The organism is Phycisphaerae bacterium (genome assembly GCA_018003015.1).
Classification (GTDB): Bacteria; Planctomycetota; Phycisphaerae; order UBA1845; family PWPN01; genus JAGNEZ01.
In genome coordinates, this window is sequence record JAGNEZ010000010.1 from 67840 (window position 1) to 79636 (window position 11797).

The 11797-nt window shown below is 62.2% G+C and carries 8 protein-coding genes; 4 read left to right on the forward strand and 4 right to left on the reverse strand.

The window, feature by feature from the left end; all coding sequences use genetic code 11:
• Positions 1 to 168: 168 nt before the first annotated feature.
• A complete protein-coding gene (locus KA354_06695) occupies positions 169 to 441 on the forward strand; it encodes a helix-hairpin-helix domain-containing protein (GenBank protein MBP7934320.1) in 273 nt (90 codons plus the stop codon).
• Complete coding sequence (locus tag KA354_06700) at positions 416 to 1948, forward strand: sugar ABC transporter ATP-binding protein (protein MBP7934321.1); 1533 nt, start codon at positions 416 to 418, stop codon at positions 1946 to 1948. The genes KA354_06695 and KA354_06700 overlap by 26 nt, the downstream gene beginning before the upstream one ends.
• Before the next feature lie 386 nt (positions 1949 to 2334).
• Here KA354_06700 and gyrB read toward each other — a convergent pair whose 3' ends face one another.
• The 4 genes from gyrB to dnaA all read right to left on the reverse strand — a co-directional run bounded on the left by gyrB (position 2335) and on the right by dnaA (position 8098).
• Entirely contained in the window at positions 2335 to 4956 is a 2622-nt protein-coding gene (gene gyrB, locus KA354_06705; protein MBP7934322.1) for a DNA topoisomerase (ATP-hydrolyzing) subunit B, read from the reverse strand.
• A 2-nt stretch (positions 4957 to 4958) separates the two neighbouring features.
• Positions 4959 to 5336, reverse strand: a complete 378-nt coding sequence (locus KA354_06710; protein ID MBP7934323.1) for a DUF721 domain-containing protein — start codon at positions 5334 to 5336, stop codon at positions 4959 to 4961.
• Positions 5337 to 5338: 2 nt separating this feature from the next.
• Complete coding sequence (gene dnaN, locus KA354_06715; GenBank protein ID MBP7934324.1) at positions 5339 to 6439, reverse strand: DNA polymerase III subunit beta; 1101 nt, start codon at positions 6437 to 6439, stop codon at positions 5339 to 5341.
• Between the two features lie 330 nt (positions 6440 to 6769).
• Entirely contained in the window at positions 6770 to 8098 is a 1329-nt protein-coding gene (dnaA, locus tag KA354_06720) for a chromosomal replication initiator protein DnaA (protein ID MBP7934325.1), read from the reverse strand.
• Between the two features lie 281 nt (positions 8099 to 8379).
• On the opposite strand from dnaA, the gene hemL reads away from it, so the two are divergent.
• Complete coding sequence (gene hemL, locus KA354_06725; protein ID MBP7934326.1) at positions 8380 to 9702, forward strand: glutamate-1-semialdehyde 2,1-aminomutase; 1323 nt, start codon at positions 8380 to 8382, stop codon at positions 9700 to 9702.
• 75 nt (positions 9703 to 9777) lie between these two features.
• Complete coding sequence (locus KA354_06730; protein MBP7934327.1) at positions 9778 to 11796, forward strand: PAS domain S-box protein; 2019 nt, start codon at positions 9778 to 9780, stop codon at positions 11794 to 11796.
• Position 11797 lies beyond the last annotated feature (1 nt).

Sequence of the window (11797 nt, forward strand, 5' to 3'; positions counted from 1 at the left end):
CCTGACCTGAAGGACAAACCGGCGGCGGAGATCCGACCTGCGGCCACGGCCTCCGAAGCGTCGGGCCGCATTGGGCCGGGTACTGCCATTCCAAGGTAAGTGACCACCAGCGTACCGCAACCGGCAGTGCTTGTACAAGCCTGCCGTTCGCGCTACCATGTCCGGTGGATGCACGACTTACGGACGATCCCAGGCGTCGGCCCGCGCATGGCCGAGGACCTCATTCAGCTCGGATACGGACGAGTGCGCGATCTTCGCGGGCAGGATCCCGAGGAGATGTACCGCCGCCTCGGTCGGCTGCGGGGTGCGCCCATCGATCGCTGCGTGCTCTACGTCTTCCGGTGTGCGGTCTACTTTGCCAGTCACGACCGACACGAGCCCAGGCTGCTCAAGTGGTGGAGTTGGAAGGACACACATGCCCCCGGTTCAAAACGCCGCTAGCGTCCCGATCCTCCGGTTCGACGGCATCTCCAAGTTCTTTGCCGGGGTCACCGCCCTCCGGCAGGTGAGCTTCCAGATCCAAGCCGGGCACTGCCACGCTCTCCTCGGTGAGAACGGGGCAGGCAAGTCTACCCTGGGCAAGATTGTCGCCGGGATTCATCTCCCCAACGAAGGCGGGCTGTACCTCGACGAGAAACCGGTGCGCTTCGCGTCGCCCCTGGACGCCGTCCGGGCCGGCGTCGGCATGGTCCACCAGGAGCTGTGCTTCTGTCCGAACCTGACCGTCGCGGAGAATCTCTGCCTCGGCAATCTCCCCACCCGGTTCGGGCTGCTCAACCACTCGGCAATGCGCCGCCGCGCCCGGACCATGCTCGCCGAAATTGGGGCCGACATCGACGTCGATCTGCCCATCGCCTCCCTCTCCACCGGCCAGGAACAGATAGTCCAGATCGCGGCGGCTGTAGGCACAGGGGCCCGCATCATCGTGATGGACGAGCCCACCAGCTCGTTGGCGACCGCCGAGGTTGAGCGCCTCTTCCAACTGGTCGACCGCCTCAAGCGGCGCGGAGCCACCCTGATCTACGTGTCCCACCGTCTGGAGGAGATCTTCCGGCTGTGTGACGCGGTAACCGTGCTGCGTGACGGGCAGCACATCGAAACCGCACCGGTGGCCGGCATGACCATGGAGCGAATCGTGCAGCTGATGATCGGGCGACCGGTGAAGGACTACTTCCCCGAGCACCTCGCGGCTTCACCCGGCACCGAGCGACTTCGGGTTGAGAACCTCACCTCGCCCGGCAAGTTCGGGGGTATCTCCTTCAGTGTGCGGTCCGGAGAGGTTGTCGGCTTGGCCGGTCTGGTCGGCGCGGGACGCAGCGAGATTGCCCAGGCCATCTTTGGGCTGGACTCCAAGTCGAGTGGAAACATCTTCATCGACGGTCGGAAACGCGTGGTTCGCTCGCCTCGCCAAGCGATGGCCCTCGGAATCGGCTACCTGCCTGAAGATCGCAAAACCCAGGGTTTGGTGCTGAGTATGGGCGGGCGGGCGAACCTGAGCCTGCCGATCCTCGATCGGTTGAGCCGGTTGGGCGTGGTGAGGGCGAACTCTGAGCGTCTCCTCACGCGCAAGTACTTCGACCGACTACGGGTGCGGACCCCGCATATGGACACCGCCGTGTCCTCGTTGTCCGGGGGCAACCAACAGAAGATCGCCATGGCCAAGTGGCTGGCCAGCGAGTGTGGCATCCTGCTCATCGACGAGCCTACGCGCGGTGTTGACGTCGGGGCCAAAGCGGAGATCCACGCCCTCATCGATGAACTCGCCCGCGATGGGGCGGCGATTCTCCTGATCTCTTCGGAACTGCCGGAGATTCTGAACCTGAGCACGCGAATCGTGGTTCTGCGGGCTGGCCGACGGATGGGCGAGCTTACCCGCGGCCAAGCCACCCAGGAGGCCATCATGCGTTTGATGGCCGGCGTTACCGAGCCCGCCGCAGCGACCCGCTAATGGGTCCGGACCCCTTCAAAACGAGCGAGGGCCGCAAGTTCTCCCCAAACTTGCGACCCTCACCGGTTGAAGCCAATGACAGCTTCACGGACCAGCCGGGAACGGCGAGACCTCATCTCCCCAGCGAGTCCTCACCAGCCCACAACCTTCCGCGAAGCTGTCCGTCGCAGAAGCTTCTCGCCTCCTACTGGTCCCCATCATTGCACGTGCCGTACCAGCCGGGGCGATAATGTTGTTAAATCGATTAAATTGTTATATGGCACGGGTTTATGGCGGGAAACGCGAGCCTGGGGAGAGTCCCTGCGGTCCGTAGTTGGGGAATAGTGCCCGGAAGCCTCTCCCACGCGCGGGTAAATCTGCCCACCGGTTGCCGTTCCGCTGCTTGGTCAGATATCCAGGTTCTTGACTTGGAGGGCGTTGGTCTCGATGAACTCCCGGCGGGCGTCCACGTTGTCGCCCATGAGGATGGAGAAGATTCGGTCCGCCTCCCGGGCGTCCAGGTCATAGAGTTCCGGGTCGTCGGACTCGTTGGAGACGACCACCTTCAGCATGCTTCGGCGTTCGGGGATCATGGTGGTTTCGGCCAGTTCGTCGGAGTTCATCTCGCCCAAGCCCTTAAAGCGCTTCAGTTCGACGCCGCGGCTTCCCATGTCGAGCACGGCCTTGACCAGTTGGCTGAGGTTTTCGAGTTCGATGGGCATGTCTTCCCTGCGCTGGAGGACGAACCGCGCCGGGGGTAGCGTACCGTCCACCTGCTCCACCCGCTCCAGAAAGTACTCGTCGACGGTGAAACCCATCGCTCGCAGGTCACCGAGGATCTCCTCGAGGGCCTGGCACTCACTGAGATCCGAGCGGAGAATACGGTGCTCGGTGCCGTGACCGTTGCCTCCGGTTCCGATGCCGCTGCCAGTCTCGACCACGACGACCTCGCCCAGCCGTCTGCGCTCCTCCTCGCAGAAGGCCTCAAACTCCTCGTCGCTGTAGCCGAAGTACTCGGTCGGCTCCGGCTCGTTCGGCCGATAGACCGTAGCCCGATACGACGGCAGTCGGCCGTTCTCATCGAGGTGGCGCGTCAGCAGGTCACGCAGCTCGATGTTGCGCCGACGGAGGATTCGAGCCTTCTCCGCGATTCGGCCGAGCAGCTTGCACAGTCTGCCCAGCTCGGCAGCTGTGACCTCGCGCTGCCCATCGCCCTTGACCACCAATGACGTGCCGTCGAGGCCCCACTCCAGCAGCTTTGCGTTGAGTACTGCGTCGTTGAGCACATACTCAACCTTGCGTCCCTTTTTCATCAAGTACAGGGGCGGCTGGGCGACGTAGAGGTGGCCGCCCTCGATGAGGGGTCGCATGTGCCGGAAGAAGAAAGTCAGCAGCAGCGTGCGGATGTGGCTGCCATCGACGTCGGCGTCGCACATGATGATGATCTTCCCGTAGCGCCGCTTGCTGATGTCGAACTCATCCACACCGATCCCGCAGCCGAGGGCGACGATCAGTGTCTGGATCTCCTCATGGCTCAGCATCTTGTCGATTCGGGCTTTCTCGACATTGAGGATCTTACCCTTGAGCGGCAGAATGGCCTGGAACTTGGAGTCCCGGCCGCCCTTGGCGCTGCCGCCGGCGCTCTGCCCCTCGACGATGAACATCTCGGTGGCGTCCGCGTCGCGCGAGCTGCAGTCCCAGAGCTTGCTGGGCATTCCTCCAGAGCTGAGGGCGCTCTTGCGGGTCAGATCGCGGGCCTTGCGCGCCGCCTCCCGAGCCGTGGCGGCCTGGATGCCCTTGGTCACGATTCGCTTGGCATCCGCCGGGTTTTCCTCCAGGAAGATCCCGAACTGGTCATTCACCGTTTTCTCGACGAAGCTCTCGACCTCGGGGTTCATCAGCCGGACCTTGGTCTGGGCCTCAAACTGCGGCTCCGGGACCTTGACCGAGATGATCGCGGTGAGGCCCTCGCGGAAATCCTCCCCGGTGGCATTGAGGTTTCCCTTGATCAGGTTTTCGCGCTTGGCATAGGCATTGAGCGTGCGCGTCAGGGCCGCCCGAAATCCCGATAGGTGCGTGCCGCCGTCGATGTTGCGGATGTTATTGGCGAAGCATGAGACGTTCTCGTTGTAGCCATCGTTCCACTGCATAGCGATGTCGGCCACCAGGCGCGCCGCCGGGTCCTCGGCATGCAGAGCAATCACTTTGCGATGCAGGGCTTCCTTGCCTTCATTAAGGTGCTCGACGAACTGCCGGAGCCCGTCGTCAAAGTGGAACGTCTCCTCTTTCCCGGTTCGCTCGTCGGAGAGTACGATCCGAACGCCCTCATTCAGGTACGCCAGCTCGCGCAGCCGACCCCGGAGGGTGTCGTTTCGGAACTCACAATCCTCGAAGATCTCCCCATCCGGCTTGAACCGCACCCGGGTTCCCGTTCCGCTCGCGTCCCCGATCACCTTGAGGGGCATCACCGTGTTGCCCCGCGCGAACGCCATCTCGTGGATCTTACCAGCCTGGCGAATCTGCACGCGCAGCCACTCCGAGAGAGCGTTAACCACGCTGATCCCCACGCCATGCAATCCCCCGGAAACCTTGTAGCTGCTGCGGTCGAACTTGCCCCCCGCGTGGAGCACGGTCATACACACCTCTACCGCCGGTTTGCCGTTGATCTTCGGGTCCTGATGCTTCATCGGGCCGACAGGGATCCCGCGGCCGTTGTCCACGACGGTGCAGCTGCCGTCCGCCCCCAAGATGACCGAGATCTGATTGCAGTACCCGGCCATCGCTTCATCGATCGCATTATCAACCGCTTCATAGACCAGATGGTGAAGTCCGGCCAGACCCGTGTCGCCGATGTACATCGCCGGCCGCTTCCGGACCGCCTCCAAGCCCTCCATAACCCGGATGCTATCAGCATCGTACTGCCCGCCGCTCTCCGCTGGCGCCGCCGCTTGCTCTACCGGGGCATCGGACAAATCAGCCGCCGGCCTCGAGTTGACAGTACCTTGCGGTTCCTTGACCTCATCACTCATCGCTAGTCCAACTGTCCTTCCACGTCATCACTCGGTTCTACTATAAACCACCTAATAGTGTGAATACCTGCTGCGGGCAACTCTGCGTGCAACACCGCGAGGAGGTGTTGCTCCCAGCGCAGCCGAAGCTGATACAAACGAGCCGGCTCGCTCACACCAAGCCTCAGGACTCCATCCCCCAGATCGACCTCCACCACGCAGCTGTTCCAATCCGCCCCCAGACACTCTTCCAGCACGCCAAGCAACCGACGGCGCCAAGCCGGCAAGGCCAGCAGGTGGTGGCTCACCACCCGTCCCGCCCATACCCCGATTGCCTCCGCACCCTTCCGCTCCCCGCGGTTGCGCTGCACCCACCCCAGCCGGCGTGTCTCTCGACGCATTCTCACACCAGACTGACCGGCATCACCAAGTAAACGAAATCACCGCCCACCCGGAAGATACCCGGGCGCGTTCCGTCCTTTAGCTCCGCGGTCACCACCGGCGACGCCGCCACCCGAAGTGCCTCGGTCAGGAACACCGGATTAAAGCCAATCTCCAGAGGCGGACCCGCATAGTCGACCGCCATCGACACGGTTGCCTCACCCTGTTCGGGAGCCCGACTGGTGAGCACCAGCTTGCCATCACCAAAACGCAGCCGGACGCCCTTGGACTGGTCATTCGCCAGGAGTGAGGCCCGCCGAACAGCACTCAAGAAGCTCTCCGTCGGCAGCTCGATACGCTTGTCGTTATCCTGAGGGATCACTTCCTCGTATGGCGGAAAATGCCCCTCAACCAGCGCTGAGCTTACCGTGTACCCCGCCCCAGCCACAAGAACCTGATTATCACTAAACTGAACAGCCACTTCCCGCTCGATGCTACCTAGAACACGCTGAAGGATCGAGACCGTCTTGGCTGGAACGATCATCTTGCGATCATCGTCGGCGTTGACTCGCTCTGCGCTACCGGTTGCCCACGCCAGCCGCCGCCCGTCCGTCGCTACCAACGCAAGCTTCTGACCACGCTTCTCCCATAATACACCATTAATCGCGTAACGCGTATTCTCCTTTGCTACCGAGAACACCGTCCGCTCAATCAACCGGTGGAGCACTTGGCTGTCGATCTCCAGGTCCCCCGGCCCCTCGAGATCCGGCACCGGCGGGTACTCATGAGGATCATGTCCATAGATATCAAAGACGCTGTCCTGACCTGTAATATGACACTTCTCACCATCGTCCTCGATGCTCAGGGTCTCGTCCACGCTCTCGCGTGCAATCTGCATCAGCTTGTCTGCAGGCAGTAGTGACTCACCAGGGCTCCTCACCTCGACTTGACGTACCACCCCTCGGAGGCCGACTTCCAGGTCTGTTGCACTGATGAGCAGCCCGTCATCGGTGGTCGTGAGGCGAACACACTTAAGGATATCTTTAGGGGTGCGGCTTGCCACAACGCTGGTGGCCAGATTCAGGACTTCCACTAACCCACTGCGGTTAACGATGGCGTGCATAACGTACCGGCTCCTTCCATCAAGTGGAGGTCTCGAGCGTCCCTATCTCCTACTAAAGCTCATTGAAAGGAAGATAGGGGTCGTAGGGCCTGTGAGTTGTGCGTAAGCCAGGGCCACGATAGCTCTAACCATCTTTCCTATCATCACTTGCACATTTTATCCGGGCCACGAGCCTTGTGGATAACCTGTTGGCAAGTAGGTGGCGTTTGCCAGCGGCATTCGGTTCGGCAGCAATGGCTCTGCCGGGCTCCTCAAGTTTGGGTGTCAGGATACCGCAAACGGGACAGTTTATCCACCGTTGAAGAGGCCCGTGGTGTGTGCTCGAAAGGATCAGGGGATACGGTGGTGAAGGGCCTCGGTGAGTTGCAGCAGGCTGTGGTGGAGGTCGGCCTGTTGGGTCCGCTGTTCAGCAATGGTACGAGTGGCGTGCAAGACGGTGGTATGGTCGCGCCCTCCAAAGTAGCCGCCGATTTCCTCCAGGCTCATAGCGGTGAGCTCTCGGGCGAGGTACATGCAGATCTGTCGAGGGAACGCCAGAGATCGGTTGCGGCGTTTTCCCTGGAGGTCAGCGGCCCGGACGTTGAAGTGCTGGGTCACAACTTCCAAGATATCGGTAATCCCGATCAAGCGGCGGGAAGTGGAGAGGTGGTCGCCAAGGGCCTTCTTGGCGATGTCGAGGTTGACGAGTCCGCCGTATTGCTGGCTGGTAGCGAGGACTTTCGTCAAGGCGCCCTCGAGTTCACGGGTGTTAGACTCTACGGTGGCGGCGATGAAGTGGATGACGTCTTCTGGGAGCTCGGCGCACCGAAGGGTGGCTTTCTTGTGGAGAATCGCCATGCGTGTCTCAAGGCAAGGAGGGTCGATCCTGACCACCAAGCCCCAGCTGAATCGGCTGACGAGGCGGTCTTCCAGGCCGTTAATACCATTGGGAGCCTCGTCTGCGGAGAGGATGATCTGCTTCTGAGATTGGTAGAGAGTGTTGAAGGTGTGGAAAAACTCTTCCCGGCTGCGCTCGCGGGCTCCTAGAAACTGGATGTCATCGATGACTAGAGCGTCGACATGACGGTACCGATAGCGGAATTGATGGAGAGCGCCGCGTTCGATGGCTTCGACAAAGTGGTTGGTGAATGTTTCACAGGTCAGATAGAGGATGCGAGGTCCGTGGCCGTTGCCATTGGTGAACAGACGATGGCAGACCGCCTGGAGGAGGTGCGTCTTGCCAAGGCCCACGCTACCGTGGAGGAAGAGGGGGTTGTACACTCGTCCTGGGGCGTCCCCGACGGCGACGCTGGCCGCATGGGCGAGGCGGTTATTGGGCCCAATCACGAAGTTGTCGAAGGTGTAGTCAGGGTTGAGAATGGGCTTGTCGCCCTCCTCCTCGAAGGACAGAGGGCGGTCGGGCGGTGTGGTCTCAGTAGGAGCCACGAACTCTACGGTGACCAAGCGGTTGAGCGTCGTCTGAGCAGCTTGGTTGAAGGCGACCTGGCACTGCTGGCGGAGATACTGCCGCTGGGTTTCGGTGGGTGTACGAACCCGCATGACCCCGAACTGGAGATCGGTCGGCTCAAGCGTGTTAAACCAGGGCCGGGCTAGTTCGGGACACTCGCTGCGCAGCGCGAGGAGAATGTCACTCCAGATACGTGGGCTGACGTTCCCCATAGCTTGATTCAATAGCCCCGTCTACGATCTGAGCAGCGTCAACCGAGCCGGGCATGCCAATGATCCTTAAGTGTATATAAGGTAAGTAGTTAAAGCTGCAAAGACTCGTGACAGCCACCGAGCGCGATTATACCGGTCCGATGCGAAAAAGCCAGCCACAAAATATAGGGGGCGGAATGGGTGTGGCCTCCATATAAGGGATCTTCACGAATTAGCCGGTCGGACGGTATGATGTTGCCCAAATGAAACCGAGGGAAGATTCAGTTGACGCTGGTTCGGGTATGGCTGGGAGCTTGAAGGGCTTGCGGCCTGAGGGAGGATCCACCTTCGCCTTCGCAGCGGCACAGAAGGTCCTGGCGGGTGGGGTCAACTCACCGGTTCGGGCATTCAAGGCGGTGGGGGGTGTTCCTCGCTTTATGAGTCGGGCGCAAGGGGCGGTTCTGGTCGACGTCGACGGGAACGAGTACGTTGACTATGTAGGTGGCTGGGGTCCAATGATCCTGGGTCACGTTGATGAGCGGGCCAAGGCCGCTGCGGGCAAAGCTCTCTGCAAGGGGTGGTGTTTTGGCACCCCCACGGCGCAGGAGACGGCCATTGCTGAGCGGGTCATTGCCGATATTCCGTCTATCGAGGTCATTCGGTTCGTGAACTCGGGTACCGAGGCGACGATGAGCGCCATTCGTCTGGCTCGGGGGTTTACGGGGCGGGATCTGATTGTGAAGTGTGATGGCTGTTACCACGGTCATGCCGATGGGCTGCTGGTGGAAGCGGGTTCGGGTGCGACGACCTTCGGCGCGCCTTCATCGGCGGGTGTCCCGGCGGCGATGGCGGCGGGCACGTTGCGGGTGCCCTACAACGATCTTGGTTCAGCCGGGGCGCTGTTTGCGGCCCACGGGCGGTCGATTGCGGCGTTTATCCTGGAGCCGATTGCGGGCAACATGGGCTGTGTTCCACCGGCCGAGGGTTACCTTGCGGGTCTGCGTTCGCTGTGTGACGAATACGGCGTTCTTCTGGTTTTTGATGAGGTCATCACTGGTTATCGGGTAGGGTTGGGGGGTGCTCAAGGGCGATACGGCGTGCGTCCGGACATCACCTGCCTTGGAAAGATCATCGGTGGCGGGCTACCGGTGGGGGCGTATGGGGCCCGGCGTGAGATCATGGAGTGGCTGAGCCCACTGGGCCCGGTCTACCAAGCTGGCACACTGGCTGGCAACCCGCTGGCGATGGCGGTGGGGCTGGCCACGCTGGAGGCGCTGCACGAGCCGGGGGTGTATGCCCGGCTCGAGAGTCTCTCCGCCCGTCTGGCGGATGGCCTTGGGGCGGCGGCCCGGGCTGCCGGCGTTCCCATCTGTCAGAACCGCGTGGGCAGCATGAGCACCGTGTTCTTTCAGGCGGGTCCGGTCACGAACTATGCGAGTGCAAAAAAGAGCGATGTCCGCGCTTACGGTCTTTTCTTCCAGGAGATGCTCAATAGAGGTTTTTACCTCCCACCAGCCCAATTCGAGGCTGCGTTCGTATCCCTGACCCACACCGAGAGGCAGATTGACGAAACCCTCGCGGCGGCGGAAAGGGCGTTTGCCCGCGTCGCGGGTTGGGCGGCGTGAAAACCCGGTTTTGAGCCGCCAGCGGGGCGTATGCTCACCTCGGCGGAGAACTGAAGTCACAAGGAAGCCCTGGATGTGAAGCGTAACCCGACGATCGCGGAACTGAAGGCTCGTGTTCAGGAGCTCCAGACCCGGCTGGCGGAGCAGGAACGAGTTGAAGCGACGCTGGCCGAGAGCCAGCGAGTGCTGTCGACCCTGATCAGCAATCTGCCGGGCATGGTCTATCGCTGCCGGAACGACCGCTTGCGGACGATGTTGTACCTGAGCGAGCAGGTGTTGAAGCTGACTGGTTATCCGGCGGCGGATCTGGTCGGCAATGCCCGAATCAGCAGCGCGGACCTGATCCATCCCGAGGATCGGGAGCGGATCTGGGAAGTGGTCCAGGAAGCCGTGAAGGTGCGGAAGCCATTCCACACCACTTTTCGGATCACGGCGGCGAATGGGGAGGAGAAGTGGTTATGGGACAATGGGCAGGGGGTGTACGCGCCGAGCGGGGAACTCATTGCCATCGAGGGGTACATCACGGACATCACTCGCCGGACGCGGACGGAGGAGCACAGTCGTCTGTTGTCTCTCGCGATTGAGCAGGTCGGTGAAGGGATTGCGATCGTTGACCTCAAGCGGCGGCTTCTCTTCGTGAACCAGGCGTTTGCGCTGGCCCACGGGTACACCCCGGAGGAAGTCGTCGGGGAGCAGATAGCGATCTTCCACACTCCGGAGCAGATGGATGCGGTGTTGGCCGCGAACGAGGAGGCGGATCGTGCGGGCTCTTTCAGGGGTGAGATCTGGCACGCGCGGCGCGACGGCACCCCTTTTCCGGCGTACATGGAGGTGTGGTTTCTTCGGGACGAGCGCGGGCGGGCGATTGGCGTGATCGGGACGTTGCGGGATCTGACTGAACAGCGGCGAGCCGAGGAGGAGCGGGCCCGGCTGGAGAACCAGCTTTACCAGATTCAGAAGCTGAAGGCGATCGGTCAGCTGGCCGGGGGAGTAGCCCACGATTTCAATAATCTCCTGGCGGTGATCCTGGGCAATGCGTCGGTGGTGCAGAGAGAGTCGTCTCTGCCGCCGAAAGTCCGGGAGGCGATGCTTGATATCGTCGAAGCTGCCGAGCGGGGTTCATCGCTTACCCGGCATTTGCTGGCTTATGCCCGTGGTGGTTTGCAGAAGCCTGTGGCGACGGACCTGAACCGGCTGATTCGATCGATGGTCCCGATGCTGGAGCGGGCAGCGCCGTCCGGGATTGGATTCCGTCTTGATCTGGCCGGCGACCTGCCCACGGTGGTGGCCGATCCGCCGCGCATCGAGCAGATCGTCATGAATCTCTGCCTGAACGCGGTCCAGGCCAGCCAGCCGCCGGCGAGGATCGCGATCGTGACCCGCGCGGTGGACCTGGACGAGGCCCAGGCCGGCGAGCTGAGGTTGACGGCCGGGCCGTACATCCTTTTTCAGGTGGTCGACCAGGGATGCGGTATCGCGTTGGAGCTGCGCGAGCGGATCTTCGAACCGTTCTTCACCACCCGGGAGATGGGCCGGGGCATGGGGCTCTCGGTCGCGCACGGCATTATCGAGAGCCACCGTGGCCACATCTCGGTAGAGACTGAGCTTGGCCGCGGCTCCACCTTCTCGGTGTGGCTGCCGGCCTCGAATGAGCCGGAGACGGCCCTGCAGGCGTCGGCGGACCTGCCCCGGCGGGAACGGCCGCCACGGGGCTCGGAGACGATTCTGATCGTTGACGATGAGGCGCCGGTGGCTCGGACCATCGAGCAGATGGCGTCATCGCTGGGATACTGCGCGGTCTCCCACGGCAACGCGGACGGGGCGCTGGCTTTTCTGCAACATAATGCCGAGGACGTTGATCTGGTGCTCTGCGACGTGAGCATGCCGGAGCGCAACGGCTGGGAGATTGCGGCGTTCGTTGCCGAGCGCTGTCCGCACGTGGCCGTGGTGCTTACCACCGGTGATGAGCGCATCAGCGATACGGAAGGCCGTCCGGGAGTGGCGGGTTTTCTGCACAAGCCGTTCACGCTCATGTCGCTGGCCAGGGCGATTCGGGCGATCCTGGACAGCAGGGGGCCGAGGGAGGGGGCGTGAT

Coding starts and splice junctions, on each gene's coding strand:
- KA354_06695 (MBP7934320.1), top strand. CDS start 169: ATGCACGACTTACGGACGATCCCAGGCGTCGGCCCGCGCATGGCCGAG.
- KA354_06700 (MBP7934321.1), top strand. CDS start 416: ATGCCCCCGGTTCAAAACGCCGCTAGCGTCCCGATCCTCCGGTTCGAC.
- gyrB (MBP7934322.1), bottom strand. CDS start 4,956: ATGAGTGATGAGGTCAAGGAACCGCAAGGTACTGTCAACTCGAGGCCG.
- KA354_06710 (MBP7934323.1), bottom strand. CDS start 5,336: ATGCGTCGAGAGACACGCCGGCTGGGGTGGGTGCAGCGCAACCGCGGG.
- dnaN (MBP7934324.1), bottom strand. CDS start 6,439: ATGCACGCCATCGTTAACCGCAGTGGGTTAGTGGAAGTCCTGAATCTG.
- dnaA (MBP7934325.1), bottom strand. CDS start 8,098: ATGGGGAACGTCAGCCCACGTATCTGGAGTGACATTCTCCTCGCGCTG.
- hemL (MBP7934326.1), top strand. CDS start 8,380: ATGGCTGGGAGCTTGAAGGGCTTGCGGCCTGAGGGAGGATCCACCTTC.